The sequence below is a fragment of the Bacillus cereus group sp. MS39 genome (genome assembly GCF_040448665.1).
Lineage (GTDB): Bacteria > Bacillota > Bacilli > Bacillales > Bacillaceae_G > Bacillus_A > Bacillus_A wiedmannii.
Genome location: NZ_CP123058.1, coordinates 1,337,672 through 1,363,836, shown reverse-complemented (window position 1 = coordinate 1,363,836; position 26,165 = coordinate 1,337,672). Strand labels below are relative to the sequence as shown.

Genomic DNA, 26,165 nt, shown 5'->3' with positions numbered 1-26,165 from the left:
TTATAGTGCTTCTATAAATAATGCTACCCCAATACCGCCACCGACGCATAGAGAGGCAATTCCTTTTTCTAAACCGCGTCTCTTCAATTCATGAATTAAACTTACAGTAATACGAGCTCCTGTACAACCGATTGGATGTCCAAGTCCTACACCGCTACCGTTTACATTCACTTTTTCACGGTCTAAACCTAATTCTTTCTCTACAGCTAGGTATTGAGCCGCGAAAGCTTCATTAATTTCCAGTAAATCAGCATCTTCTAATGACCAATCTACTTTTTCTAACCCTTTACGAATTGCTGGTGCTGGTCCAATACCCATAATTTTCGGATCTACTCCAGCTACTGAATATCCAACAATTCTAGCTAACGGTTGTAAGCCTTTTTCTTTCGCTTTTTCTTCGCTCATTAATACTAGAACCGCACTTCCATCATTAAGGCCAGATGCATTCCCTGCCGTTACAGATCCATCTTTACGGAAAGCTGGTTTTAATCCTGCTAATTTTTCCGCTGTAATATCTGCACGTGGATGTTCATCCTTCGAAAATACTATTTCTTTTCTACGTTCTTTTATCGTAATAGGAACAATTTGCTCGTCAAAATATCCAGACTCGATTGCTTGCAGTGCCAATGTATGACTACGAAGCGCAACTTCATCTTGTTCCTCTCTTGTAATTTCATATTGGTCAACTAAATTTTCAGCCGTTTCACCCATCATAATATGGTGAATCGGATCTTCTAGTACTTCCCACACCGTATCACGAATTTCTCCGTGCTGTAGACGTTGTCCCCAGCGGTGCTGTTTTAATGCATAAGGGCTTGAGCTCATTGCTTCTACTCCACCTGCAATTACAACATCACTTACACCTAATTGAATTTGCATTGCAGCTGACATAATTGCTTGCATACCTGAAGAACATTGACGTTGGATTGTATAACCCGTAACTGTGTCAGGAAATCCTGCCGCTAATGCAGCTGTTCTTGCAGTATTTGCTTCATCAGTTCTTTGAATACAATGACCTAAAATTACTTCATCAACTTCGTGTGGTTCTACCCCGCCTCGTTTTACAGCTTCCTGAAGTACAGGAACCGCTAATTCTACTGGCGTTACATTTTTTAGCGCTCCTCCAAAAGTTCCAATTGGCGAACGAACTGCAGCTGTAATAACAACATTATGCATTTTGCACTTGCCCCTCTCTTATGTACCCTAGTCAGTTTTTAGGTGAAATTCCATAAGATGTATGTCTACATCTATCATACTATAAACATACTAAAAAATCAAAATATTTAATATAATAAAAATAGAAGGAATTAACCTTCTATTCTGTTAATGCATATAGAAATTTTTGTAAAATTTTCTCTGTCGTTTCATTCAATTTTGGTAACTTATCTACCGGAAAATATTGAAGCTTCAATCCCTCATGATCAAGCCTTAATTCTCCACTCACATGATGCCCCTGATACAGATGAATAACATTAAAAATTTCATCCCCATTAGGATAACGGAAATATACTTCCTTTCCTGATAAGACACCTAGAAATTGCATGATTTTTGCAGTTAATCCCGTCTCCTCGAATAATTCTCGGCGAGCAGTTTCTTCCGTCGTTTCTCCTAGTTCCATCGCGCCGCCAGGTACACCCCAATCATATGTATCTGACCGATATTGAAGCAATACTTCTTGATTATCATTTAGTATAATTATTGCTGATCCAACAAGAATAAGTGGTCTTGTCCCAACGACTTTGCGTAACTCTTCAATATACCCCAATATGTAAACTCTCCTTTCCTCACCCTTCCTTATCATAACAAAATTTTTCTCCTTTTGTTGATGTAATTTCAAAGAAAAAAAAGGAAGCTTTCGCTTCCTTTTTTCCAATTTTATTTCTTAAAACTTTCATATTTTACAGCTTCAAAAGCTTCTTCAATTTCATCATTACGATAATGAACGTATGTAAAACGCCCTAATTCTACTAATCTTGCTATTTCTTGTAACGCTTTATGTTGCTCATATGTTTCCTCCAGCTTAATATGTACATAAAACTTCATTAATGGATGTTCATATAAAGGTTCTCCCACCTCTACATATACATCTTCAACCCCTTGTACAACTCTTACATAACTCGCAAATTGATAAAGTGCTTCTCTGTCTGAAACGATTTTTAATGTATACATATATTCTCCCCCTTTTCTTTACTATATCAAAAAGATGACCACACCATGTTATAGAACTATGAAATTTTTTCGACTTGTAATAAACAAGGCTTTTATCCATACATAGGGTCTTTTCCCAACATATATTATAGAAAGAATTTTTTCAGTTGAGGTGTTCCTTATGGATCCATACGTCAATATATGTATTTGCATTACTCCAGGCGCCGATATTTCTGATGACCGTATCGCAAAAGATTTAGCAGTTGCAGAATCAATTTGGCACCCCATTACATTTCAAATTAAAGACGTAATTATTTTAAATGAACTTTTTCGTTTTTCTGATCGTGAAATTAGTTATAAAAATTCTATTCAAAGTCAGGAAAAATTAGCATCCTTTTTCCAAACATGTGTAAATGAAGCTCCTGAATGTGACCTTTACATTTGTTATATTGGCAGTGATTATTTCAAAGAAACAGCCGTAATTGCCTGCGCGTACTCTTTAGCCAAACAACAGCAACTTACTGGTTATATCGTTTTAACAAATTCGGCTGCTCCCATGAAAAATATATATACGCTCGCTCACGAAGTCGGTCATATTTTATTTACAAGACGTGTTCACGGAAAACTTACTCACGCAGATCCTCATTCCCTAACTGGCTCGGAGCACCATCCTTCTCCAACAAATCTTATGTACCCTATCGTACCTCGTCCTGAAAACGTCCATATTCATTCCTTATTAACGAACGAACAAAAAGAGCTCTCTTTACAAAGTTCTTTATTACAAAGAAAAAAACAGTAACTGTCATGTTACTGTTTAAAACAATTTATTCCAATTAATAAACGATATACCGGCTGCAAAGGATACACTATACACCTAAAACGAATCCCTCTAAAAATCAAAATATAGTATTTCTTTGGAAATAATTTTTTGTATATCCAGAGCAGCCGCTTTTTTTGAAATACTAGTTTACACTTTTTCTCTCTTCAATTTTTAAAGACCATCTCATTAACCCATATATACTTCCATACATAAGTAATATCTTTGCAATTCCCCAAAATACATTTTTTTCTTCTAATCCTTTAAATATAAACATAATCCCTAAAGGAACAATTAGCACCAAAACACCCATCCAACCAAGGACATACACTTCTCCAACGAAAAGTAATAAAAAGATACTTGCTGCTAATATATATGTTTGCATTGTCGATAATTGCAAAATAGGTGTACCGTACCATTTATCAACAAACATCAATAATACTAATAATAAAATGGGAACCATTACTATTATGTAAATAATCCCGAACTCTACAAATTTATTTTTAAAAGAAGACATTCTAAACGCAACAATGGTTCCAATAATCGTAATGATTAAGACGATAGGATAGCCAATTAACTGTATATTCGTTAGTGTAAATTGCTGATTCGGATTATTAAATAAAATATGAGTTAATATCCAATACCCGCCAATACCAATTATCATCGCAAGAATACTCTTTATACTCCCACCTTTATCCTTCTCCATCTCTTTCGCCAATTCTTCCGCATACTCTTTTGGTGAATCACCGAATATATCCGTTACCGTCTTTCCCTCTTTCTCGCCTTCTATTAAATGAAGTTCTGCATCTTCTAGAAAAGCGTCCACATCTTCTTCTTTCATTCCTTTTGTTATTAAATACACTTTCGTATCGATTAAAAACTTTTCTCCTTCTTTAGAAATCTGCATGATAACCCCTCCCTTATTTAACCGTTTCTCTTCTATTCGTCTTCATCATAATTTCAAGGAAAATTAAAATAAACAAACTTCCGTATAAACATATAATTTGAAATAACATTGGCACGAGATCTTCTGATGTAAATGTTTTAAACAGTAACATAATCGAAAGTGGAATAATTAAATATAAGTTTTTAAACCATCCTTCAAAATACATATTTATCCCTATTGTGATAATAAAAATACCTCCAGCTAATATATAACTTTGCATTTCGGTGAATGTGAGCATTTTTGTAGGATATATCACATCTAATATCGTAACAACTCCTATTAAAAACATTGGCGCGATCATAACTAAAAACCACATAGAAAACCACGTTTTTGTAAAACTTGTTACGAAGGTCATTTTACGAAGTAGAAAATTAGGACCTATAGCAACTAAAATCAATGACAAACTATACCCAACGCACTGAATAAGTGAGATCTGTAATAATCCGTTATTCACTATTAGGATAGAAGCAATAATCCAAAACGATACGATATTCATTACTGTAAAACCAATTTGTCTCCACGTTTCCTGTCTATCCTTTTCCATTACTTTTACAAGTTCATTTGCATATTCTTTCGGTGAGCTTCCGAAAATATCTTCTACACTTTTCCCATCACTCTCACCCTCAATTAAATGGAGTTCCGCATCTTCTATAAAATTTTCAATATCGCTTTCTTTCACACTCTTTGCCGCTAAAAATAATCTCATTTCTAATAAAAAATTTCGTGCTTCACTTGATAACATTATTTTTTTCTCCCCTTCCCCTCAAGTAGACGCTCTACACTACTTTGCATCGCTTCCCAGCGATCCATAAATTCATTAAGTGCTTCCTCGCCTTTTTCTGTTAATGTATAATATTTTCGCTTTGGGCCAGATGGAGATTCCTTCATTACACTTGTTATTAATCCTTCCTTTTGCATTCGTATTAATAACGGATAAATACTTCCCTCACTCGCCATTGTAAAGCCATACTTCGCTAGCTTTTCACTCATTTCATAACCGTATATTTCACCTTCAGAAATAATAGCAAGTAAGCATCCTTCTAAAATCCCTTTCAGCATTTGACTTGTCGACATAACTCAAATCCTCCCACTATCTTGTTTTACAAGATAGACAAGCGTAAGTATCTTGCTTTACAAAATAGTATAGCAGGAACTATTTTGCAAAACAAGATAGCTAACAATATTTTTCCAAATCTTTGCAGGATTTTTATTATCAACTCTCTAAATAGAGCAATATGAGAACTTTATTACGAAGGGATGTTTTTCACCATGGTTACAAATCGAGTTGTCTTTTTAACAGGTGCTGCAAGCGGTATTGGTTATGAAATGGGAAACGCTTTTGCAAAAGAAGGTGCAAAAGTTGTGATTACCGATCGTCTTGAAGAACGTGCAAAAGAAGCTGCTGAACAATTACAAAAAGAAGGCTATCAAGCTATCGGTTTAAAATGTGATGTTACATCTGAAGAAGAAATTACCGCTGCAATTTCTCAAACAGTTAATCATTTCGGTTCATTACATATATTAATTAACAACGCAGGAATGCAGCACGTTTCACCAATTGAAGATTTTCCAACCGAAAAGTTCGAACTACTTATTAAAATTATGCAAATCGCTCCTTTTATCGCAATTAAGCATGCCTTCCCGATCATGAAAAAACAAAAGTATGGCCGAATTATTAATGTCGCTTCCATTAATGGCCTCGTTGGATTTGCTGGGAAATCTGCCTATAATAGCGCCAAACATGGCGTAATTGGATTAACAAAAGTTGCCGCTTTAGAAGGCGCTACTCACGGAATTACCGTTAATGCACTTTGTCCTGGTTATGTCGATACCCCTCTTGTACGTAATCAACTACAAGATTTAGCTACTACACGAAATGTTCCACTTGAAAATGTTTTAGAGGATGTCATTTATCCACTTGTACCACAAAAGCGCCTATTACAAGTACAAGAAATCTCTGATTATGCTATGTTTTTAGCGAGTGAAAAAGCAAGAGGTATAACTGGTCAAGCAGTTGTTATCGATGGTGGCTATACTGCTCAATAAAAATAAAGTTTGCTCACGAAGAGCAAACTTTATTTTACTTTCTATCGCGAGGACCTTCCTACTTTAGTAATTGTTTAGGAAGTTTCTCGATTGCAACAATTACCCCATCTAATTTACTTTCAATACGATGGAGTAAATATAATGTTACAACAATCGGAAACCCTACATTACCTATCATCCTGATCCACTCTTCCATCTTTTCCGCCTCCTTCCATTATATAAATAAGAGAAAAGAAAACATCTAGGCATAAAGTGAAACTTTAATCAGTGGGGGTTTTCTTCATCCCCCACTGATTATTAGTTGAACCAATCGGGCTTTTACGGGCAGTTGACCCCCACCTAACTTCTTTGCTTCCGCTGAATTTTGAGGTGGGGGTCTTACTGCCCGTTAATGCGGGATAAAAAAAACAAGCTATTATGTATTAGCTTGTCTTTCAAATAACGATGCAATTTCCCGTTTATAATCTCTGTGTATGATGCCTTTTTCAGTAATAATACCTGTAATTAATTCATTCGGTGTTACGTCAAATGCAGGATTATAAACATCAGTACCAATTGGCGCCACTTGTTTTCCAAAAATTTTCGTAACTTCGGTTTCATCTCTTTCTTCAATAACAATTTCTGTACCTGTTTGTTTCGTAATATCAAACGTAGATAACGGAGCTGCAACGTAAAATGGAATATCGAAATACTTTGCTAATATAGCTAAATTCATTGTTCCGATTTTATTTGCTGTATCTCCATTTGCGACAATCCGGTCCGCTCCTACAATAATCGCGTTTATTTCTTTCGTTTGAATAGCATGCGCTGCCGTATTATCTGTAATAAGTGTTACATCAATATTTGCCTGTTTTAATTCCCAGGTCGTTAAACGCCCTCCTTGTAAAACCGGTCTCGTTTCACACGCATACGCATGTAAACGTACACCTTTTTCTTTCCCAATATAAAACGGTGCTAATGCAGTACCATATCTAGCAGTTGCAATACTTCCAGCGTTACAAATTGTTAAAATGTTATCACCGTCTTTAAAGCATGTTAATGCATGTTCTCCAATACTCCGGCATACCGCTTCATCTTCTTGCTGAATGAGAAGCGCTTCTTCTTCTAATTTTTTTTGTGCTTCTTTTATTGTAGTAATTTCTCGAATGGATTCTCTCATACGATCGATTGCCCAAAATAAATTGACTGCTGTCGGGCGTGACGTTCCTAAATAATTACAATCTCTATTAAACTTCTTTTGAAATTCTTCCTTATGTACAGTATTATATTTTTTTGATGCAAGCGCCAAGCCAAATGCAGCTACAATTCCAATTGCAGGTGCTCCTCGTACTTCTAGCATGACAATACTTTTCCATACCTCTTCAATCGTCGTTAATGTTTTGTATTCTGTACTATGCGGCAACTTTGTTTGATTTAATACTGCAATGGCATCACCCTTCCAACTGACAGATCTCGGAACAGTAACAATTGTACTCATGCTTTTATCCCTCCAAAAACTGTCTGTTGAAATAATGTTCGGAACAGTTGAATATCAGCACTCTTAGATTCATATTTTATTAGTTCTTTACCTAAGGATAACGCTTGTTTCTTAGCTTGAATTCTCGTTTCTTTATTTGCTATTCCATCTAAATCAGCTACATGCGCTAAGCCAATTGTTCTACGGATAAGCTCACATCCGGCAAATCCAACGGCATCCGTAAAAATATTTTGCAAAATAATTGGCAACCATTGTTTCTCTTTCGTATATGCTTCTACACCTTCTCCAATCCATAACTTCGTAAAAGCTTCTACAAAATAACTCCATGTTTTCTCAATATGGAAAAATAGCACACTTCTTTTTTCCTCTTCACGGGATAGTGCATTTAATAATAAATTTGCAATAAATTGGCCAAGATCAAATCCAAATGGACCATATGTTGCAAATTCGGGATCGATTACTTTCGTTTCAGCAGGTGATGAAAAAATACTACCAGTATGTAAATCACCATGAATAAGCGCTTCTTTTCTTGTTAAGAACTTATATTTATACTGTGCTACTTTTAATTTTAAATTTTTGTCACTCCACAGTTCATCCACCGCTAGTTGTAACTCTGGTTCATAATCATTCGTATCATAATGACTAAACGGATCTGTAAACACTAAATCTTCTGTAATTTTGCAAAGGTCTGGGTTTACAAATGCACCTTCTAGTACCCTTTTCTCTTCTGACTCTAACCCGAAATCTGAAGTATAAAACAAAACATGTGCTAGAAAACGACCAATATGTTGGGATAAAAGCGGGTACTCCTCTCCATCTATTAATCCTTTTCTTGTAATTGTTAGCCTTGATAAGTCTTCTATGACCGTTACTGCTAACTCTTCATCATGACTGTACACTACCGGCACATATTCCGGCACATACTTCGCAAAAATTTGTAATGCTTTACTTTCAATCGTCGCTCTTTTTATAGACAGTGGCCAGCTCTCACCAACTACTTTCGCATATGGCAGTGCTTGTTTGATTATAATAGACTTCTCTCCATCATCTAATTTGAACACGTAATTTAAATTTCCATCTCCAATTTCATGACAAACTACATTTGCTTTCTTTTCAAAATAACCATGTTCTTTCGCATATTGTATAGCTGTCGTTTCAGTTAATGAATAATATCCCATCGTCTTCTCCCCCTTTTTTAATTCAGAGGTTTTTCTGACGTAGAAAAACCTCTTTCCACAAAGAAAGAGGTTTGAAGTTTATCTTCTCCCCTCTTATCTGCCAGAAAGGTTTACTTTCTGCTGGAATTAGCACCGTGCCTTTTGGCGTAAATAAACGCCCCATTTCACAATGGTATTACGGTCGGTTGCTGGGCTTCATCGGGCCAAATCCCTCCACCTGCTCTTGATAAGAGTTGTATAATTTTTCGAATTTTTAACTTTATGTTGAAGACTATACCAAGAATAAAAATCACTTGTCAACATTTTATTTGTATAATTCTGGACGACGATCTGCAAAAACTGGAATTCCTTTGCGTACTTCTTTAATTTTCTCAAAATGAAGCTCTCCAAATAAAATTGATTCTTCTTCATTCGCTTCTACAACAACTTCGCCCCAAGGATCGACAATTAAAGAATGACCGGCAAACTCATTATTCGGATCCTTTCCTGCCCTATTACATGCAACAACATAACACTGATTTTCAACTGCTCTTGCTTGCAGTAACAAACGCCAATGCGCTAAACGAACCAATGGCCATTCTGCTACAACAAATAAAACTTTTGCACCTTTAGCAGTATGAACGCGCATCCACTCTGGAAAACGAATATCATAACAAATTGTGCCGGCGCACTCTACATCATCTAGCCTAAATTCACCTGTACTATTTCCAGCGATTAAATATTTATGTTCATCCATAAGCTGAAATAAGTGCACTTTACTATATTCATTGACTAGTTCTCCTTCCTTGTTTACCACATACATTGTATTTGTAACACCTTGCTCTGTTTGCTTCGCTATAGAACCACCGACAATATGTACACCATATTGCTTCGACCATTCTTTCAGCTTTTCTTTCGTTTGCAATCCATCCCTATCTGCAATTTCAGTAAGCCTCGTTAAATCATATCCCGTTGTCCATAGTTCTGGTAAGACAATCACATCTGGTCTTTCCTTCATCGCTTCGCTTATTTTATTTTTAGCATTCTCAATATTTTTTTCTACATCTCCAAAGACAATATCCATTTGAATACATGCGACTTTCATTTTGTCAGCCCCATTCTTAATTTTTTCTTTACAAAATACTGGAAAGATTATATCATTTGTCACTAGAATTGTAACAACTTTCAAAAGAGGTGGAAAGTATGAAATTATTTCAACCTTCTGAGATAGTAACATCATTGCCTACACAATTTTTTGCTTCACTTGTTGCAAAAGTTAACAAAGTCGTTGCAGCTGGTCACGATGTTATTAATCTAGGGCAAGGTAATCCAGATCAACCAACACCGCAGCATATCGTAAAAGCCTTACAAGATGCTGCTGAAAAGACCATTCATCATAAATATCCGCCATTTCGCGGACACGAAAGTTTAAAAGAAGCCGTGGCAACATTCTATCAACGCGAATATGATGTAGTAGTAAATCCAAAAACAGAAGTTGCTATTTTGTTTGGTGGAAAAGCTGGATTAGTAGAATTACCACTTTGTTTTACAAACCCTGGTGATACTATTCTCGTTCCAGATCCAGGCTATCCAGATTATTTATCAGGAGTTGCTTTAGCAAAAGCACCATTTGTAACAATGCCGCTTATTGCAGAAAATAATTTTTTACCAGATTATACAAAAATTGATGCCACTACCGCTAAGCGTGCAAAGTTAATGTTTTTAAACTATCCAAATAATCCTACTGGTGCTACTGCATCAAAAGATTTCTTTGATGAAACCATTCATTTTGCTAATAAACATAATATATTAGTCGTTCATGATTTTGCTTACGGTGCTATTGGATTCGATGGTCAAAAACCTGTTAGTTTCTTGCAAGCAGACGGTGCTAAAAATACAGGTATTGAAATTTACACTCTATCGAAAACTTTCAATATGGCTGGATGGCGCATCGCTTTTGCTGTGGGGAATGAAAGTGTGATTGAGACAATTAACTTATTACAAGATCATATGTATGTTAGTATTTTTGGTGCAGTTCAAGATGCTGCCCGCGAAGCACTATTAAGTTCACAGTCTTGCGTAATAGACCTTGTAAATAGTTACGAATCTCGAAGAAACGCTCTTGTTTCAGCTTGTCACTCAATTGGTTGGAATGTAGATATTCCAACAGGCTCATTCTTTGCATGGCTTCCTGTTCCGAAAGGATATACATCTGAGCAATTTTCTGATATTTTACTAGAAAAAGCACACGTTGCAGTTGCTCCTGGTGTTGGATTTGGTGAACATGGCGAAGGATATGTCCGTGTTGGTCTCTTGCATACAGAAGATAGATTACGAGAAGCCATTAATCGAATTGATAAATTAAATTTTTTCAAAAAGTAATTGACAACATGAAAAATATCTGACAAAATTCAGTTATCTTAAAAATTTAAACATTTCTAAATACTTCTTATCAAGAGCAGGTGGAGGGACGAGCCCGACGAAACCCGGCAACCGATCTACAATTGTAGACACGGTGCTAATTCTCGCAGCATTATGCTGACAGATAAGGAGCTGGTTGTAAAAAAACCTCTCCTTAGCTGAGAGGTTTTTTTATTTAACTAGGAGGTTTTAACAATGAGCGGAATTATAGCAACGTATTTAATCCATGATGATTCACATAACTTAGAAAAAAAAGCCGAGCAAATTGCACTCGGTTTAACAATTGGCTCTTGGACTCATTTGCCACACTTATTGCAAGAACAATTAAAACAGCATAAAGGCAACGTCATTCATGTTGAGGAACTAGCTGAACAAGAACATACCAATTCGTATTTACGTAAAAAAGTTAAACGCGGGATTATTAAAATTGAATATCCGTTATTAAACTTTAGTCCGGACTTACCAGCAATTTTAACAACTACATTCGGAAAGCTATCACTTGATGGCGAAGTGAAATTAATCGACTTAACATTTTCAGACGAGTTAAAACAATATTTCCCTGGTCCAAAATTCGGGATAGATGGTATTCAAAATCTTTTACAAGTGCATGAGCGTCCCCTTTTAATGAGTATTTTTAAAGGAATGATTGGACGAAATATTGGGTATTTAAAAACGCAATTACGCGATCAAGCAATTGGTGGTGTAGATATAGTAAAAGATGATGAAATATTATTTGAGAATACATTAACACCACTTACGAAACGCATTGTATCTGGAAAAGAAGTTTTAGAATCCGTATATGAAACATACGGACATAAAACGTTATATGCCGTAAATTTAACAGGACGAACTTTTGATTTAAAAGAAAATGCGAAACGCGCAGTGCAAGCTGGGGCAGATATTCTATTATTTAATGTATTTGCTTACGGACTAGATGTACTACAATCACTTGCAGAAGATGATGAAATCCCAGTTCCTATTATGGCACACCCTGCTGTAAGTGGTGCTTATTCAGCATCCAAGTTATATGGAGTTTCCTCTCCATTATTACTAGGGAAGCTACTACGTTATGCTGGGGCTGACTTTTCATTATTCCCATCTCCATACGGAAGTGTTGCACTAGAAAAAGAGGAGGCTCTTGCCATCTCAAAACATTTAACTGAAGACGATGCATTTTTCAAGAAGAGTTTTTCTGTTCCGTCTGCTGGTATTCACCCTGGTTTCGTTCCCTTTATCTTGCGAGATTTCGGTAAAGATGTTGTTATTAATGCTGGCGGCGGGATACATGGACATCCGAGTGGGGCGCAAGGGGGCGGTAAAGCTTTCCGTACTGCAATTAATGCTACTTTGCAAAATACACCACTCCATGAAGTAGATGACATAAATTTGCATAGCGCACTACAAATATGGGGAAATCCCTCTCATGGGGTGAAATTATGAGTATTCAAGTATTTTGTGATTTCGATGGCACGATTACAAATAATGATAACATTATGTCCATTATGGAAAAATTCGCACCACCAGAAGCCGAAGAAGTAAAGAATAGAATTTTATCACAAGAGCTGTCTATTCAAGAAGGTGTTTCTCAATTATTTCAATTAATACCTACTAGTCTACACGATGATATGATTCAATTTTTAATAAAAACTGCTGAAATCCGTAGTGGTTTTCATGAATTTATACAATTTGTAAATAAAAATAACATTTCTTTTTACGTTATATCAGGTGGAATGGATTTCTTCGTCTATCCACTCTTACAAGGAATCATTCCAAAAGAGCAAATTTACTGTAATGAAACAGACTTTTCAAGTGAATTCATTACAGTTAAGTGGCCGCATCCTTGTGATCATCATTGTCAAAATCATTGTGGATTATGCAAATCATCTTTAATCCGTAAATTAAGTGATACGAATGACTTCCATATTGTGATTGGAGATTCAATTACTGATTTACAAGCTGCGAAACAAGCAGATAAAGTATTTGCTCGCGACTTCCTTATTACAAAGTGTGAAGAGAATTATATTGCTTATACACCGTTTGAAACATTTCACGATGTTCAAACCCAATTAAAACATTTGTTGGAGGTGAAATCATGAAACAACTTTTTCGTCAATGGTATGACTTAAGCGAGATAAAAAAAGAATTAACAACACGAAATTGGTTTCCAGCAACGAGTGGTAATATTTCTATAAAGGTTAGTCATGAGCCACTTACTTTTCTTATTACAGCAAGTGGTAAAGATAAAACAAAAACTACTCCAGATGATTTTCTATTAGTAGATCATCTAGGGCTTCCCGTATTAGAGACTGAATTACGCCCTTCAGCAGAAACAATATTGCATACACATATTTATAACAATACGAATGCTGGGTGCGTACTTCATGTTCATACAACTGATAATAACGTCATCACAAATTTATATAGTGATGCAGTCACCCTTCAAAATCAAGAAATTATTAAAGCTCTCGATATTTGGGAAGAAGGTGCAACAATTCACATTCCTATTATCGAAAACCATGCCCATATCCCAACGCTTGGAGAAAACTTCCGAAAGCATATACAAGGCGATTCGGGAGCAGTATTAATCCGTAACCACGGTATTACCGTATGGGGCCGAGATAGCTTTGATGCAAAGAAAAGATTAGAAGCTTATGAGTTTTTATTCCAATTTCATATAAAACTATTATCAATTCAAGGAGGCGTTTCTAATGGCGCAAATTCGTATTCATGAAGTAAATACTCGCATCGAAAATGAAGTGGAAGTATCTAAATTTCTACAAGAGGAAGGCGTTTTATATGAGAAATGGAATATTTCTAAGCTTCCTACTCATTTAAATGAAAATTATTCGTTAACAGATGAAAACAAGGCTGAAATATTAGCTGTGTTTTCAAAAGAAATCGCTGATGTTTCAGCGCGCCGAGGTTATAAAGCACATGATGTAATTTCACTTTCAAATAGCACACCTAACCTTGAAGAATTATTAATTAATTTCCAAAAAGAACACCATCATACTGATGATGAAGTTCGCTTTATTGTTAGTGGTCATGGCATCTTTGCTATTGAAGGAAAAGATGGGAAATTCTTTGACGTTGAACTTGAGCCAGGCGATCTCATATCTGTTCCTGAAAATGCAAGACATTATTTTACCTTGCAAGATGATCGTCAAGTTGTAGCTATTCGTATTTTTGTTACAACTGAAGGCTGGGTTCCAATTTATTAAGGTAGTTAGTTGAATAAAAGGACTTGGATCCCCTTTTCCAACCTTTTATTCACTCTACATATATACATCCTCCTATGGAACAGGCTTATTTCAAAAAATGAAATAAGCCTGATTTTTTATTTTCTCAAACATATGAGTCCTTCTATTCCAAAACAATCTCCCCTTCTATTTTTTAAGCAAATTTTTTAACACTTTTTGAACATTTATTGAACTTTTTTTGAATTTTTTCTGAAAATTCTGTTTTGTTTATGATATACTACAATTAAATAAAAAGGAAAAGAATATCGCAAACAGAGGGGGATAATCATGAGTTTACTTATCGCACTTATACTAGGGGTTACGTGTGGAGCACTTCCTGTTATTCTAGGAGCTATTATGGAAGAGTTAGAAGTTGGTGTTTTAGGTTTTGTCGCATCTTGTGTAAGCGCTTTATTTTTCGGCTTATTCGGTGCTATTCCTGTTTCAATTCTGTGTGCATTTTATATAGTACGCCATGCTCGTGCAAAACAATTCGGTCCTAATCACATCGCGCAAGTTATTCCATTCCCAATCGAACGATGCCGCAGAGCTTCTAGCTTATAATTATAAAAATTATATATACCTAAATAAATAAAAGTCCTCAAATGAGGACTTTTATTTATTTTCTTCTAGAAATTGAAACAATTCTTGTAAGTGCAAGGCGTCTTCACTATAGCTAACAGATACGTGACATATACCGTCAATCTCTGCTTGCATATAAAGATCAACCCCATCTCGATCATATTTCAATGCCAAATAAAACTCCATTTCTTCTAACATCTTTTTTGAAGTTCGAATAACATAATGCCCCTTCTCATCTCTTCCATATTCGAATTCCGGCCCAAAATCATATTTTTGTTTAAAAGCTTCTTTTTGTTTTTCACTAATTTGTATACAAGTTGCTCGTTGTACAGTATCAATCATCTCATCAAATCTTTGTAGATCCATCTCATTTACCCCTTTATGTATTTTTTATATAACACTTGTGTTCCGCTATTCTCTTCCCCATCTTTTATTAACTCTTCATACAATTGCTTCGCCAAACTTAAACCTGGTACTGGTAATTGCAATTTTTCAGCCTCATCTAAAGCTATCTTCATATCTTTCATAAAGTGCTTTACATAAAACCCTGGTTCAAAATCTCCCTTTAACATTCGAGGAGCTAAGTTACTCAATGACCAACTACCTGCTGCTCCCGTTGAAATACTCTCTAATACTTTATCCGGATCTAGTCCAGCTTTTTTTGCATAAGCAACAGCTTCACATACTCCAATCATGTTAGAAGCAATCGCAATTTGATTGCACATTTTTGTATGTTGTCCACTTCCAGCTGGTCCTTGCAACTGAATGTTTGTTCCTAGTTTTTCAAATAACGGTAAACATTTTTCATATATTTCTTTTTCACCACCGACCATAATTGCGAGCCTTGCTTCTTTCGCACCAACGTCTCCTCCAGATACAGGCGCATCTAACGTATATACATTCTTACTTTTACCGGTTTCATTAATACGTTTTGCCAATGTTGGTGTAGATGTCGTGAAATCAATTGCTATCGTACCTTCATTTGCATTCTCCAAAATTCCATCTATCCCAAAGTACACTTCTTCTACATCATGTGGATATCCAACCATAGTCATTACAACATCAACTTGCTTCACTAACTCTTTCGGTGTATCACACCAATTTGCACCATCTTGCACTAAAGAGTCTGTCTTCGTTTTCGTTCTATTATATACATATACTTGATAGCCGTCTTGCATTAAATGACGCACCATACTTTTTCCCATTACACCAATACCGATGAAACCTATTGATACATTTTTACGTTCCATTTTCTCATCCCCTTTGTTCTAATAAATCACTTACCATCTTTCGAAACTCATTATTAAAATCATCATCTATACTATTTTTCACATTTGAAAATAATATAACAAAAGTGCCTTTTTCTTTATTAAAATTATTGAAAGTGTTCCAACCAGATAGTACACCATGATTATGAAAATAATCTGGATATATGTAAAAACTATATGCATATTTTCGTTCTGTTGAAGGTGAAAACATCGCTTGTCTACTTTGTTCAGAAAGAAGTTTCCCATTTATAATCGCTTCGTCTAACTTCTTCATATCGCCAACTGTCGTATACATCTCACCGCATCCGTATAACCACTCCATTAACAATTTTTGTGCAGGTTCAAGTACATTCTCTTTCTTTACATATCCTTTAGTAAAATGCTGATCTCCCTGAGCCATATTTCCCATACCAGATTCATGCATTTCTGCTTTAGTAAATATATTTTCTTTTATGTAATCTCCTAAAGGTTTTTTTGATATGCTTTCTATAATATAGGCAAGCACCATATAATTATAATCTGTATATCTCCAACCTGTGCCTGGTGGAAATTCTAATTTTTGACTTCCAATCCAATTTACTAAATTTATACGAGAAGCTGCATTCACTTTCCCTTTTCCGCTTTCTGGTAAACCTGATGTGTGTGTTAACAAATGATATAAGGTGATATTTTTATCTACCGGAAAAGAGGGAATATATTTATTTACATTATCTTGAATATTTAACTTCCCTTGTTCCTGCAGCTGTAAAATAGATGTGGCCACGACTGTTTTCGTAATAGAACCGACACGATATTTTGTTTGAGGCGTATTTTCTATCTTATATTGAACATCAGCATATCCATATCCTTTATTCAATATAACATGCTCTTTATCTGTTACTAAAACTGTTCCATTAAATTGCTTTCCTATTAAATATTGATCTAACTTTTGAGATATACTAGCATAATCAATTTGTTGTTCTTCTTTTTCTCCTATATTCTCTTGTACTTCTGATTCAATAGTAGGATTCACCTTAGTTGTTAATACAGTGCTTTCCTTTATATTGGGATTACAGAGAAAATAGTATACTCCACCACAAACTACAGCAGACAGCGAAGCCATCGTCATTATTTTTTTTATCATGTTGTTCGTCCAAAATCCCCCCCACATTCTATTATCAAACAATAAAAAAAAATCGCAACAATTTGTTGCGAAAAATCACTTTTTTTCTTTTCTATATACACACACTTGATTTTTCCCATTTTTTTTCGCTTCATATAATGCAATATCCGCTCGTTGCATTAATTCTTCTCTTGTAATCCCTTGTTCATATAACGCGACTCCAAAACTCGCTGTTAATTTCGAAATTCCGGAGAAATGCTTTGTTTCAATGAAAAATCGTAATGATTCCGCAACCTGAAACGCTTCTTTTTCTACTGTATTAGTTACTAATATAATAAATTCTTCTCCTCCCCACCTTGCAAATACATGTTGCTGCTCCACTTTAGATTTCATAAGCTCTGCAAGCTGAATTAATGCTAAGTCACCAAAATCATGGCCATACGTGTCATTTACTGTTTTAAAATTATCTATGTCAAATAAAATAAGTGCTATTTTTTCATCGTTACGCATTGCATTATCCCATTCTGCCTCTAGTATTTGTTGGAACTTCAAACGATTATAAATCTCTGTTAACGAATCTATCATAGCAAGCCTTTCTTGTTCTTGATAGATTTCATCTAATTCTGTAATCTCTGTACACTTCACAATAAATCTTGATAAATCTTCTGGCAGTGGTGTCGCACGCAATAAAAAAGTTGACACTTCCCCTTCATAATTGGACATCTTAATTCTTCTATCATATGATAATGTATCATCTAACCATGTTATATCATGAGTTGTTGAATAGTATCCGTTTTCTCTAATAAAATGTTCAGCAAATACTAAATGTTGCTCACGATAGGCAAATAAATTTTCATATCCGAAAAACTCTAAAAAATTTATATTACAATCAACAATCTCATCGTCTTCTACTATAAATAATAGATCATTTTGAAAATCAAACATCGTTTGAAGTAGTTCTTGTTGCAAACTTACTTGCCGCACTAAAGAAAGCTGATACAAGCTCTTATTCACTTCCTCTAACACCATTTGTGGAGTCACAGGAGCTATCACAATATTACGTATTCCTAACGTAAGCACTTCTGCAAACTCACTTGTTATCTGTTGATCCCAAATGACAATAAATGTACTCTGTGGATTATACATATTCTTTATATATTTTATTTGAGAAAAATCTGTTACATACATAATTACAATATGTGGTTTTGTTCTCTGAAACAATAATTCTCCTTCTTCAAAACTATTTGCTATAAACATACATTTTGGATGAATATTTTCTATCGTTTGTTGATGTGTGCATCCATTTTCTATATAAAGGACATTTAACTGAAGATCTTGTAATACATTTTGGAAAACCGTATTCTCTAATAAAAAATGTAGTATGTTCATCACTAGTCTTCACTCACTTCATATATCTTGTTCTACTGCATTCCTCACAAACATTTTATAAAAAGACTGTTCTCTAAATACTTTAATGAGTGAGGGATGCATATTAACAAGCTAATTGAGAATGCTCTCTTCGCTTTTTCTCTATAAATTCCTTTTTTAGTGTATGATTATAGGAATTGTATCGTTTGTATGAATGCCCTAGCTTCCTCTTTAAAACTTGACAATTAAAATAAAGATATTATATTCTTAAATTCGACAACTTACAAAATGTAAGTAGAATCTATTACATGTATTTTTTTATAATTTGATATGTTACTTGGAGGATATATAATGACAAACGACAACTTTTTTAATGTTCTATACGAACGCACATCTACACGTGCATTCAACCCAGAGAAAGAAATTTCATCTACAGAGTTACACGAGATTTTAAAGGGAGCTGCTCAAGCACCTTCTGCTTGGAACTTGCAGCACTGGAAATTCCTTGTATTCCAAGGTGAAGATGTACAGAAACGATTGCATCCAATTGCTTATAACCAGCAACAAATACTTGATGCTTCTGCTGTAGTCGCTATTTTAGGTGATCTAGAAGCTTATAAAAACGTTGAACCAGTTTATGGTCCAATTGTAGAACAAGGATTTATGAAAGAAGAAGCAAAAGAGCGCTTAGCTAAAAATATTGAGTCTGCATATGCTCGTGAGCAATTCCCAAGAGATGCAGCCTTTTCAAATGCCTCTTTAGCAGCAATGCAACTTATGCTTGCGGCTAAAGCAACTGGCTGGGATACTTGTGCTATTGGTGGTTTCAACCCACAAGCACTTACAGAAGAATTCAATGTTTCATCTCGTTACGTACCAATTATGCTTATTACAATTGGTGAATCAACTTTAAAAGGTCATCCTGCACCACGAATGAGCGTAGAACAAGTGAGTGAATGGGCAAAATAATAAAGTGAACCTTTAATCAACGTGAGGGGCTTACTGCCTGTTAATACGGGATAAAAAAGAAACGAAGGTAATTTCATTACCTTCGTTTCTTTTTCTTCTGTCACACACCCGTAATATTACAATGTATTATTCGACATCTATACATAAAAAAATAGTAAATTTCATGCTATTCCCATACACATAAATGGCGTTTCGTGTCGATTTTTGTTAAAGTATCGAAATATAACCGTGTGTTTTTGTTACAATTATGATACAATGATAACAAATAGATAACAAGAGAGGGATTTTCATTGAGTTCATACGGAAGCTTTATCGCACTTTTAAGTTACATAGTAACTGTACTGCTGTTATATTTTATTGGCGATGCTACAAACATATCAGTGTTACAATTCCCAAAAGAAGAAACGTTCCAATTAGACGCAGAAAAACATACTGCAAGATCCATTGCACCACTACTCTTAGCTCTCCCTGTATATATCATCGTTTTATATAAAAGTAAAAAAGTGTAAAGCCTACCTATTTCATTCATTTCGGTGGTCTTTACACTTTTTTGTGATATTTCCCCTATTTTAAACATCATTCCATACTAAACACCCAGCTAGTCTTTTAAAATGAGAAAATCCCCCAGAAAAAATTCCACTCTCTGTCCAGTCACTCATTACCAAACTTACATAGATTATAAGTGTGAAGGGGGTGATGAGGATTATGTTTGGATCATTTGGATGCTGTGATAACTTTAGAGACTGTCATCATCGTGAAAGAGAGTGCGACCATCGTGACCATCGCGAGAAAGAGAGAGAGGTAAAACCACAACAACCAGCTGTATGTAACGTACTTGCTAGCATTTCAGTTGGAACAGAACTTTCTCTTTTAAGCATTAGAGGTAACGGAACATTCAACAATGTAATTTTTGAAGGTTTCGCTAATGGCGTTGCTCTTTTCTCTGCTTTAGCTCGTAATAACAAAGACGATAAAGATAATAATAAAGACGATAAGAACAATCAAAATCGAAATACTTTTACTGGTATTTTACGTGTATGCCCAACTGATATCGTTGCTATCGCTATCTAATTCCGTTCCTTATCCTCTATAGTAAGAAAATAAGATTTACTTTTCTCATAGAAAAAACCTGAGACCGATTTCAAATTGACTCAGGTTTTTTTATTGATTATATGCTTTTAACTAGTTCAACAACTTCTTCAGCAGTTGACATCATTAATGCTTTTTCTGCTAATGTTTCCATTTCTGCTTTTGACAACTTGCTTAGCTGTGTTCTTGCAGGAAGAATAGATGTTGCACTCATACTGAACTCATCTAAACCTAATCCTAATAATAATGGGATAGCAAGTGAATCTCCCGCCATCTCACCACACATACCAGCCCATTTGCCTTCTTTATGAGCCGCATCGATAACCATTTTTACAAGACGTAAAATAGATGGGTTATATGGTTGGTATAAGTAAGCTACTTGTTCGTTCATACGGTCTGCAGCCATTGTGTATTGGATTAAGTCATTTGTTCCGATAGAGAAGAAATCAACTTCTTTTGCGAATTGATCTGCTAATACTGCTGAAGCTGGGATTTCAACCATCATACCCACTTCAATAGAATCAGAAACAGTTGTACCCGCTTCTACAAGTTTCGCTTTCTCTTCTAATAAGATTGCTTTCGCTTGACGGAACTCATCAAGAGTTGCAATCATTGGGAACATAATTTTTAAGTTACCGTATACGCTAGCACGAAGTAATGCACGAAGTTGTGTACGGAACACATCTTGCTCATCAAGACATAAGCGAATTGCACGGTATCCTAAGAATGGGTTCATTTCTTTTGGTAAATGTAAGTATGGAAGCTCTTTATCTCCACCGATGTCAAGTGTACGAACAACAACAGGTTGACCTTCTTTTACACCTTCAAGAACTGCTTTATACGCTTCGAACTGCTCTTCTTCTGTTGGAAGATTGTCACGGCCCATGTATAAGAATTCTGTACGGTATAAACCAACGCCTTCTCCGCCATTATCGATAATACCTTGTACATCATTTGGTGTTCCGATATTTGCAACAAGCTCAACGTGATGTCCATCACTTGTTACAGTAGCTTGGTCTTTTAATTTTGCCCATTCAGTTTTTTGCTCTTCAAATTTCGCTTTCTTTTCTTCAAAAGAACGAAGAGTTTCTTCTGATGGATTTACAATTACTTCTCCATCTAAACCGTCGATGATTACGATATCGCCGTTTTGGATTTTCTCCATAACAACTTTCGTACCAACAACTGCAGGAATTTCCATAGAACGAGCCATAATTGCAGAGTGAGATGTACGTCCACCGATATCAGTTGTAAAACCTTTTGCATACTTACGGTTTAACTGAGCTGTATCAGATGGTGTTAAATCTTCAGCAATGATGATTACTTCTTCAGAAATTGTACCAGGGTTTGAGAAGTTAATTCCTAGTAAATGTGCAAGAACGCGTTTTGTTACGTCACGAATGTCCGCAGCACGTTCTTTCATATATTCGTTATCCATGTTTTCAAACATAGAAATAAACATTGATGCAACTTCATCCATTGCAAATTCAGCATTTACTTTTTCACTATTTACTTTATCTTTTACTGGGTTTACTAGTTCTGGATCATTTAACACTAATAAATGTGCTTCAAAGATCGCAGCTTTATCAGCACCCAGCTCAGCAAAAGCATGGTCCTTAATTGCTTCTAATTCAGTTTTTGCTTTCTCAAGCGCAGCGTCTAAGCGTGCAATTTCAGCAGCTTCGTTTGTAATTGATTTCTTTTCGATGTTAAATTCAGGATTCTCAAGTCTGAAAGCCTTTGCAATAGCAATCCCACTTGATGCAGCGATCCCTTGAATGTTAAGAGTCATTATTCTCCTAATCCTTCGTTTTTCATAGTTTCTTCGATAGCTGCTAGTGCTTGAGCTGCATCATCACCATTTGCAGTGATTTTAATTTCTGCGTTTTGTTGAATGCCTAAAGACATAACGCCCATGATTGATTTTAAGTTAACGTTTTTTCCGTTATACTCTAAGTTAATGTCAGAACCAAATTTGCTTGCAGTGTTTACAAGTAGAGTTGCTGGACGAGCATGAATTCCTGAGTCGCTAGTTACTTTAAAGATTTTTTCCATGATAATTTATCTCCTTTAAATTACAGTATTTTTTTAGTTGTATAGACGTGAGTACTACATCATCTATTGTATATAATAGGCGATGTTCGGTCAACCACATCGCCTATTATAATTATAAACATTTTGCGTCAAATTCCTACTGAATGTCAATAATAGCGTTTTCGCCCTTCTTAACATTTCCATCTTTTTTCAATTCGACTTGTTGTCCTTGTTGTAAATTCGTAAAGACAATTGGTGTAATGATAGATGGTGCATTTTCTTTTACAAATGCAAGATCTACTTTTAATAATGGTTGTCCTTGTTTCACTTTGTCGCCTTGTGCTACAAGTGCTTCAAAACCTTCACCATTTAATTTTACAGTATCAATACCGAAGTGGATTAAAATTTCTTTTCCGCCTTCAGATTGAATACCAATCGCATGCTTTGTAGGGAATACGTTGACGATCTCACCGTTAACTGGAGAAACTACTGTTCCTTCTGTTGGCTCGATTGCAAATCCGTCTCCCATCATTTTTCCTGAGAATACTTGATCAGGTACTTCTGTAATCGGTAAGATTTTCCCTTCAATTGGTGATACGATTGTTTCGTTTTCATCAACTTGTTTAGGAGTTTCTTCTACCTTTACAGGCTCTTCTTTTTCAACATGAGGTGTACGACCTGACATAATATCATGAATTTGTGATTTTAATGTGTCAGATTTCGGTCCAAAAATAGCTTGAATGTTATTTCCAACTTCAAGTACACCAGCTGCTCCAAGCTCTTTTAAGCGATCTTTGTTTACATTCTTTTGTTCGTTAACTTGAACACGTAAACGAGTAATACAAGCGTCTAAAGAAGCAATGTTTTCTTTACCACCAAGTGCTACTAATACTTCACGTGGAAGTTCTCCTGCTTCTGTTTTACCTGCGCCGTCATTCGCATTTGCTACTTCACGACCAGGTGTTTTTAAATCCCATTTACGGATTGCAAAGCGGAATCCGAAGTAGTAAATAACTGCTAGTACAAGACCAACAATAATTACCCACCACCATGCTGTACGGCCTGGCAGTACACCGAATAACATAAAGTCGATTAAACCACCAGAGAATGTCATACCAATTTTAACACCTAAAATTTGCATTGTCATAAATGATAGACCAGCGAATACTGCGTGAATTCCGAATAGTACTGGTGCTACGAATAAGAATGAAAATTCAAGTGGTTCTGTAATACCTGTTAAGAAAGATGTTAATGCAGCAGAACCTAAAATACCAGCTGCTAATTTTTTATTTTCTGGACGTGCTTCATGGTACATTGCTAATGCTGCTGCTGGAAGACCGAACATCATGAACGGATACTTACCAGTTGTAAATGTACCTGCTGTTAATTCTACACCGTCTTTTAACTGTGCCATAAAGATTTTTTGGTCACCACGGATTAATTCGCCAGCTGCATTTGTATACTGACCGAATTCGAACCAGAACGGTGAATAGAAAATATGATGTAATCCAAATGGAATTAATGAACGTTCAATTAAACCGAATATGAATGCTGCTAATGTTCTATTTGCATCAATCATTTGATGTGAGAACGTATTTAAGCCACCTTGAATGTATGGCCAAATGAAACACATGATTATACCTACTACTAAAGAGAATGTTGCAGTTGCGATCGGTACGAAACGCTTACCTGCGAAGAAACCTAAGTATGATGGTAATTCAATGTTGAAGTATTTATTGTAGCAATATGCCGCTACTATACCGACGATAATACCACCAAACACTCCCGTTTGTAGCGTTGGAATTCCTAATACGTTTGCATATGCTGGATCTGTAAATCCAATTTTTACTGGGTCTGCTCCAGAACTTGTTACTTTCACTAGCTTATCTACTTCTAAGAACACACTCATCGTTTTGTTCATAATTAAGTAGCCGACGAACGCTGCTAATCCAGCTACTCCGTCTCCACCAGCTAAACCAATCGCTACCCCAACTGCGAATAATAATGCAAGGTTAGCGAAAATAATATCACCAGATTGTTCCATAATTTTTGCTACCATTACGAACCAATCTGCTTTTAAAGCAGGAATAACATTTGTTAACTGTGGATTTTGAAATGCATTACCAAATCCAAGTAAAATACCTGCTGCCGGTAAAATCGCTACTGGAAGCATTAACGCTTTTCCGACTTTTTGAAGAACACCAAAGATCTTCTTAAACATGGAAACCCTTCCTCTCTTATCTATATTGATACCTTCCGACAAACGCCAAAAAGACATGAGGAAAAAAAGATAGAACGATAGCTATACAAAGGGTAGTATATCCCTTTCTCAAGCTTACATTCCTTGCTTTTCTCCACTCATGCCTGATCGAATCAGTAACACGTGTCAAAAATAGGTTTACGTATAAGTTCACTATAATTAAGGCAAACGTTTTCGTTACTTACCTTAATGTGTTTGTCGAAATTTGTATAACTTTGCAATAGTTATTATACATAACTATTGTAAGCGATTCAATGATTTTTTTTAACGTTTTCATTTTAGACAAAAATATATGTCTTTTTACACATGCTCTGCTTTCACTAAGCGCTGCAGGTGCATCGTTAAATATATGCTCTCTGCTTCATACACAGGAAGTTGCAATTCTTTTTGCATGACCTTAACTAGCTTCCAAGCTAAATTATAACAGACAGGATATTCTGCCTTTAATAAATCAGCAAAACTTTGTGATTCCTCTACTTTTTCCCCTTTTTTTACCCGTTCAATTGCGTATTGTAAATGACGGATAAGGCGTAAATAGTGGATACTTTCTTGGTCTAATGTAATTTGTAAGTTTGTCTCAATTAAAGATACGAGCTGTGCAATGAGACGGGAGTTTTGATTAACTGAAGATAAATCTGAATTTGTAAGCGAACTGTAAATATGGAGTGCAATAAAACCAATTTCTCCTTCTGGTAATGTAATTTGTAAACGAGAATTTAAAAGGTCTACAACACCTTCAGCAATTTCATATTCCTCTGGATAGAGCATTTTCGTTTCAACTAAAAAAGGATTATCAATTGTAAGTCCTTGTTTTAACCGCTTAATCGCAAAAGAAATATGATCTGTTAAAGCGATATGAATATGTTCATTCAATGGTGATTTTGCTTTTTCTTGAATGTAGAACATAATATCATTCATTAATTCAATTAGTTTTTCACTCACATGCGGCACTAACAGTTTATATTGTTCACGATCACGTTCATTTTTTAAAACAAACATTTTTTCAATTTGTTCTTGCTCCAATACATCTTTCGCTTTTTTCCCAAATCCAATTCCTTTACCAATCACTACTACTTCCTCATGTTCAGGATGGCTAGCAATGATGACATTATTATTTAAAACTTTTTTAATTTCTAGATAATTATTCATATAACACCACCCTCGTACTTAAATAGCCTGCTTTTATGTTACAGAACATTCTTCTTTGTCGTCAATGTAAAACATCTACCATTTCATAAAAAT

Annotated in this window: 29 protein-coding genes, 1 pseudogene and 2 riboswitches; of the genes and pseudogenes, 11 read left to right on the top strand and 19 right to left on the bottom strand. The window is 35.4% G+C overall.

Annotated elements, in window-relative coordinates; translation table 11 throughout:
• The 3 genes from QEP67_RS07250 to QEP67_RS07240 form a co-directional block, all read right to left on the bottom strand.
• On the bottom strand, positions 1-1,176 hold the full coding sequence (locus QEP67_RS07250; RefSeq protein WP_000552069.1) for an acetyl-CoA C-acetyltransferase: 1,176 nt from the start codon (positions 1,174-1,176) through the stop codon (positions 1-3).
• 139 nt (positions 1,177-1,315) lie between these two features.
• Positions 1,316-1,765, bottom strand: a complete 450-nt coding sequence (locus QEP67_RS07245) for an NUDIX hydrolase (protein WP_000540530.1) — start codon at positions 1,763-1,765, stop codon at positions 1,316-1,318.
• 110 nt (positions 1,766-1,875) lie between these two features.
• Entirely contained in the window at positions 1,876-2,169 is a 294-nt protein-coding gene (locus QEP67_RS07240; protein WP_000288327.1) for a DUF3928 family protein, read from the bottom strand.
• Positions 2,170-2,329: 160 nt separating this feature from the next.
• Between QEP67_RS07240 and QEP67_RS07235 the strand changes: the two genes are divergently transcribed.
• On the top strand, positions 2,330-2,947 hold the full coding sequence (locus QEP67_RS07235) for a hypothetical protein (RefSeq protein ID WP_000371600.1): 618 nt from the start codon (positions 2,330-2,332) through the stop codon (positions 2,945-2,947).
• 15 nt (positions 2,948-2,962) lie between these two features.
• Here the strand turns inward: QEP67_RS07235 and QEP67_RS07230 are convergent.
• From QEP67_RS07230 to QEP67_RS07215, 4 genes and pseudogenes are all read right to left on the bottom strand, one after another.
• Positions 2,963-3,099, bottom strand: a pseudogene (locus QEP67_RS07230) (DNA-binding protein); the annotation flags it as partial.
• An 11-nt stretch (positions 3,100-3,110) separates the two neighbouring features.
• The gene (locus QEP67_RS07225) at positions 3,111-3,872 is read right to left on the bottom strand and encodes a DUF1129 domain-containing protein (protein ID WP_001167276.1); all 762 of its coding nucleotides are present in this window, start codon (positions 3,870-3,872) and stop codon (positions 3,111-3,113) included.
• A gap of 13 nt (positions 3,873-3,885) precedes the next feature.
• Positions 3,886-4,653 (bottom strand): DUF1129 domain-containing protein, encoded by a 768-nt coding sequence (locus tag QEP67_RS07220; RefSeq protein ID WP_000952898.1) that lies wholly within the window; start codon positions 4,651-4,653, stop codon positions 3,886-3,888.
• Complete coding sequence (locus tag QEP67_RS07215; RefSeq protein ID WP_000107987.1) at positions 4,653-4,985, bottom strand: PadR family transcriptional regulator; 333 nt, start codon at positions 4,983-4,985, stop codon at positions 4,653-4,655. The genes QEP67_RS07220 and QEP67_RS07215 overlap by 1 nt, the downstream gene beginning before the upstream one ends.
• A 195-nt stretch (positions 4,986-5,180) precedes the next feature.
• On the opposite strand from QEP67_RS07215, the gene QEP67_RS07210 reads away from it, so the two are divergent.
• Positions 5,181-5,957, top strand: a complete 777-nt coding sequence (locus tag QEP67_RS07210) for a 3-hydroxybutyrate dehydrogenase (RefSeq protein WP_000258442.1) — start codon at positions 5,181-5,183, stop codon at positions 5,955-5,957.
• A gap of 58 nt (positions 5,958-6,015) precedes the next feature.
• On the opposite strand, the gene QEP67_RS07205 is transcribed toward QEP67_RS07210, so the two are convergent.
• The 4 genes from QEP67_RS07205 to QEP67_RS07190 form a co-directional block, all read right to left on the bottom strand.
• A complete protein-coding gene (locus QEP67_RS07205; protein WP_000393342.1) occupies positions 6,016-6,153 on the bottom strand; it encodes a YvrJ family protein in 138 nt (45 codons plus the stop codon).
• A gap of 219 nt (positions 6,154-6,372) precedes the next feature.
• A complete protein-coding gene (gene mtnA / locus QEP67_RS07200; protein ID WP_000104619.1) occupies positions 6,373-7,434 on the bottom strand; it encodes an S-methyl-5-thioribose-1-phosphate isomerase in 1,062 nt (353 codons plus the stop codon).
• Positions 7,431-8,612: an S-methyl-5-thioribose kinase gene (mtnK, locus tag QEP67_RS07195; RefSeq protein WP_048565667.1), complete on the bottom strand. Its 1,182-nt coding sequence runs from the start codon at positions 8,610-8,612 to the stop codon at positions 7,431-7,433. The genes mtnA and mtnK overlap by 4 nt, the downstream gene beginning before the upstream one ends.
• A gap of 90 nt (positions 8,613-8,702) precedes the next feature.
• A riboswitch (SAM riboswitch) is annotated at positions 8,703-8,845 on the bottom strand.
• Positions 8,846-8,916: 71 nt separating this feature from the next.
• Positions 8,917-9,780, bottom strand: coding sequence for a carbon-nitrogen family hydrolase (locus QEP67_RS07190; protein WP_002107779.1), 864 nt, complete (start codon positions 9,778-9,780; stop codon positions 8,917-8,919).
• Positions 9,781-9,794: 14 nt separating this feature from the next.
• On the opposite strand from QEP67_RS07190, the gene QEP67_RS07185 reads away from it, so the two are divergent.
• The 6 genes from QEP67_RS07185 to QEP67_RS07160 all read left to right on the top strand — a co-directional run bounded on the left by QEP67_RS07185 (position 9,795) and on the right by QEP67_RS07160 (position 14,815).
• Positions 9,795-10,973 (top strand): pyridoxal phosphate-dependent aminotransferase, encoded by a 1,179-nt coding sequence (locus QEP67_RS07185; RefSeq protein WP_353706551.1) that lies wholly within the window; start codon positions 9,795-9,797, stop codon positions 10,971-10,973.
• Between the two features lie 64 nt (positions 10,974-11,037).
• A riboswitch (SAM riboswitch) is annotated at positions 11,038-11,143 on the top strand.
• A gap of 64 nt (positions 11,144-11,207) precedes the next feature.
• Positions 11,208-12,452 (top strand): 2,3-diketo-5-methylthiopentyl-1-phosphate enolase, encoded by a 1,245-nt coding sequence (gene mtnW, locus QEP67_RS07180; protein WP_000014194.1) that lies wholly within the window; start codon positions 11,208-11,210, stop codon positions 12,450-12,452.
• A complete protein-coding gene (locus QEP67_RS07175) occupies positions 12,449-13,108 on the top strand; it encodes a 2-hydroxy-3-keto-5-methylthiopentenyl-1-phosphate phosphatase (RefSeq protein WP_000027485.1) in 660 nt (219 codons plus the stop codon). Before mtnW ends, QEP67_RS07175 begins: the two co-directional genes overlap by 4 nt.
• Entirely contained in the window at positions 13,105-13,743 is a 639-nt protein-coding gene (locus QEP67_RS07170; protein WP_000811321.1) for a methylthioribulose 1-phosphate dehydratase, read from the top strand. Before QEP67_RS07175 ends, QEP67_RS07170 begins: the two co-directional genes overlap by 4 nt.
• Complete coding sequence (locus tag QEP67_RS07165; protein WP_000057319.1) at positions 13,721-14,233, top strand: cupin domain-containing protein; 513 nt, start codon at positions 13,721-13,723, stop codon at positions 14,231-14,233. The genes QEP67_RS07170 and QEP67_RS07165 overlap by 23 nt, the downstream gene beginning before the upstream one ends.
• A 306-nt stretch (positions 14,234-14,539) precedes the next feature.
• On the top strand, positions 14,540-14,815 hold the full coding sequence (locus QEP67_RS07160) for a hypothetical protein (RefSeq protein WP_000054671.1): 276 nt from the start codon (positions 14,540-14,542) through the stop codon (positions 14,813-14,815).
• 51 nt (positions 14,816-14,866) lie between these two features.
• Here QEP67_RS07160 and QEP67_RS07155 read toward each other — a convergent pair whose 3' ends face one another.
• From QEP67_RS07155 to QEP67_RS07140, 4 genes are all read right to left on the bottom strand, one after another.
• Positions 14,867-15,199, bottom strand: coding sequence for a DUF3909 family protein (locus tag QEP67_RS07155; protein WP_000365719.1), 333 nt, complete (start codon positions 15,197-15,199; stop codon positions 14,867-14,869).
• Between the two features lie 5 nt (positions 15,200-15,204).
• Positions 15,205-16,083: an NAD(P)-dependent oxidoreductase gene (locus tag QEP67_RS07150; RefSeq protein ID WP_000440181.1), complete on the bottom strand. Its 879-nt coding sequence runs from the start codon at positions 16,081-16,083 to the stop codon at positions 15,205-15,207.
• A 4-nt stretch (positions 16,084-16,087) separates the two neighbouring features.
• On the bottom strand, positions 16,088-17,224 hold the full coding sequence (locus tag QEP67_RS07145) for a serine hydrolase domain-containing protein (protein WP_002107772.1): 1,137 nt from the start codon (positions 17,222-17,224) through the stop codon (positions 16,088-16,090).
• A 75-nt stretch (positions 17,225-17,299) separates the two neighbouring features.
• Entirely contained in the window at positions 17,300-18,592 is a 1,293-nt protein-coding gene (locus QEP67_RS07140; protein ID WP_001023198.1) for a GGDEF domain-containing protein, read from the bottom strand.
• A gap of 330 nt (positions 18,593-18,922) precedes the next feature.
• Here QEP67_RS07140 and QEP67_RS07135 point away from each other — a divergent pair, with 330 nt between their 5' ends.
• The 3 genes from QEP67_RS07135 to QEP67_RS07125 all read left to right on the top strand — a co-directional run bounded on the left by QEP67_RS07135 (position 18,923) and on the right by QEP67_RS07125 (position 20,611).
• Positions 18,923-19,540 carry a nitroreductase family protein gene (locus tag QEP67_RS07135; RefSeq protein ID WP_000180385.1) on the top strand — a complete coding sequence of 206 codons (618 nt, stop codon included), beginning with the start codon at positions 18,923-18,925 and terminating at the stop codon, positions 19,538-19,540.
• 290 nt (positions 19,541-19,830) lie between these two features.
• Positions 19,831-20,049, top strand: a complete 219-nt coding sequence (locus tag QEP67_RS07130) for a hypothetical protein (RefSeq protein ID WP_000100492.1) — start codon at positions 19,831-19,833, stop codon at positions 20,047-20,049.
• 196 nt (positions 20,050-20,245) lie between these two features.
• On the top strand, positions 20,246-20,611 hold the full coding sequence (locus QEP67_RS07125; protein ID WP_000468033.1) for a DUF3915 family protein: 366 nt from the start codon (positions 20,246-20,248) through the stop codon (positions 20,609-20,611).
• A gap of 97 nt (positions 20,612-20,708) precedes the next feature.
• Here QEP67_RS07125 and ptsP read toward each other — a convergent pair whose 3' ends face one another.
• From ptsP to glcT, 4 genes are all read right to left on the bottom strand, one after another.
• Positions 20,709-22,421 (bottom strand): phosphoenolpyruvate--protein phosphotransferase, encoded by a 1,713-nt coding sequence (gene ptsP / locus QEP67_RS07120; RefSeq protein WP_000174214.1) that lies wholly within the window; start codon positions 22,419-22,421, stop codon positions 20,709-20,711.
• On the bottom strand, positions 22,421-22,684 hold the full coding sequence (gene ptsH / locus QEP67_RS07115) for a phosphocarrier protein HPr (RefSeq protein ID WP_000411080.1): 264 nt from the start codon (positions 22,682-22,684) through the stop codon (positions 22,421-22,423). The genes ptsP and ptsH overlap by 1 nt, the downstream gene beginning before the upstream one ends.
• A gap of 136 nt (positions 22,685-22,820) precedes the next feature.
• Positions 22,821-24,884: a PTS glucose transporter subunit IIABC gene (ptsG, locus tag QEP67_RS07110; RefSeq protein ID WP_000473194.1), complete on the bottom strand. Its 2,064-nt coding sequence runs from the start codon at positions 24,882-24,884 to the stop codon at positions 22,821-22,823.
• A 339-nt stretch (positions 24,885-25,223) separates the two neighbouring features.
• Entirely contained in the window at positions 25,224-26,072 is an 849-nt protein-coding gene (glcT, locus tag QEP67_RS07105) for a ptsGHI operon transcription antiterminator GlcT (RefSeq protein ID WP_001067321.1), read from the bottom strand.
• Between the last annotated feature and the right edge of the window lie 93 nt (positions 26,073-26,165).

Coding starts and splice junctions, on each gene's coding strand:
- mtnW (WP_000014194.1), top strand. CDS start 11,208: ATGAGCGGAATTATAGCAACGTATTTAATCCATGATGATTCACATAAC.
- mtnK (WP_048565667.1), bottom strand. CDS start 8,612: ATGGGATATTATTCATTAACTGAAACGACAGCTATACAATATGCGAAA.
- QEP67_RS07175 (WP_000027485.1), top strand. CDS start 12,449: ATGAGTATTCAAGTATTTTGTGATTTCGATGGCACGATTACAAATAAT.
- QEP67_RS07150 (WP_000440181.1), bottom strand. CDS start 16,083: ATGGAACGTAAAAATGTATCAATAGGTTTCATCGGTATTGGTGTAATG.
- QEP67_RS07240 (WP_000288327.1), bottom strand. CDS start 2,169: ATGTATACATTAAAAATCGTTTCAGACAGAGAAGCACTTTATCAATTT.
- QEP67_RS07205 (WP_000393342.1), bottom strand. CDS start 6,153: ATGGAAGAGTGGATCAGGATGATAGGTAATGTAGGGTTTCCGATTGTT.
- QEP67_RS07235 (WP_000371600.1), top strand. CDS start 2,330: ATGGATCCATACGTCAATATATGTATTTGCATTACTCCAGGCGCCGAT.
- QEP67_RS07210 (WP_000258442.1), top strand. CDS start 5,181: ATGGTTACAAATCGAGTTGTCTTTTTAACAGGTGCTGCAAGCGGTATT.
- QEP67_RS07170 (WP_000811321.1), top strand. CDS start 13,105: ATGAAACAACTTTTTCGTCAATGGTATGACTTAAGCGAGATAAAAAAA.
- QEP67_RS07140 (WP_001023198.1), bottom strand. CDS start 18,592: ATGAACATACTACATTTTTTATTAGAGAATACGGTTTTCCAAAATGTA.
- mtnA (WP_000104619.1), bottom strand. CDS start 7,434: ATGAGTACAATTGTTACTGTTCCGAGATCTGTCAGTTGGAAGGGTGAT.
- ptsG (WP_000473194.1), bottom strand. CDS start 24,884: ATGTTTAAGAAGATCTTTGGTGTTCTTCAAAAAGTCGGAAAAGCGTTA.
- QEP67_RS07220 (WP_000952898.1), bottom strand. CDS start 4,653: ATGTTATCAAGTGAAGCACGAAATTTTTTATTAGAAATGAGATTATTT.
- QEP67_RS07225 (WP_001167276.1), bottom strand. CDS start 3,872: ATGCAGATTTCTAAAGAAGGAGAAAAGTTTTTAATCGATACGAAAGTG.
- QEP67_RS07215 (WP_000107987.1), bottom strand. CDS start 4,985: ATGTCGACAAGTCAAATGCTGAAAGGGATTTTAGAAGGATGCTTACTT.
- QEP67_RS07145 (WP_002107772.1), bottom strand. CDS start 17,224: ATGATAAAAAAAATAATGACGATGGCTTCGCTGTCTGCTGTAGTTTGT.
- ptsH (WP_000411080.1), bottom strand. CDS start 22,684: ATGGAAAAAATCTTTAAAGTAACTAGCGACTCAGGAATTCATGCTCGT.
- QEP67_RS07135 (WP_000180385.1), top strand. CDS start 18,923: ATGACAAACGACAACTTTTTTAATGTTCTATACGAACGCACATCTACA.
- QEP67_RS07160 (WP_000054671.1), top strand. CDS start 14,540: ATGAGTTTACTTATCGCACTTATACTAGGGGTTACGTGTGGAGCACTT.
- ptsP (WP_000174214.1), bottom strand. CDS start 22,421: ATGACTCTTAACATTCAAGGGATCGCTGCATCAAGTGGGATTGCTATT.
- QEP67_RS07185 (WP_353706551.1), top strand. CDS start 9,795: ATGAAATTATTTCAACCTTCTGAGATAGTAACATCATTGCCTACACAA.
- QEP67_RS07250 (WP_000552069.1), bottom strand. CDS start 1,176: ATGCATAATGTTGTTATTACAGCTGCAGTTCGTTCGCCAATTGGAACT.
- QEP67_RS07155 (WP_000365719.1), bottom strand. CDS start 15,199: ATGGATCTACAAAGATTTGATGAGATGATTGATACTGTACAACGAGCA.
- QEP67_RS07165 (WP_000057319.1), top strand. CDS start 13,721: ATGGCGCAAATTCGTATTCATGAAGTAAATACTCGCATCGAAAATGAA.
- glcT (WP_001067321.1), bottom strand. CDS start 26,072: ATGAATAATTATCTAGAAATTAAAAAAGTTTTAAATAATAATGTCATC.
- QEP67_RS07125 (WP_000468033.1), top strand. CDS start 20,246: ATGTTTGGATCATTTGGATGCTGTGATAACTTTAGAGACTGTCATCAT.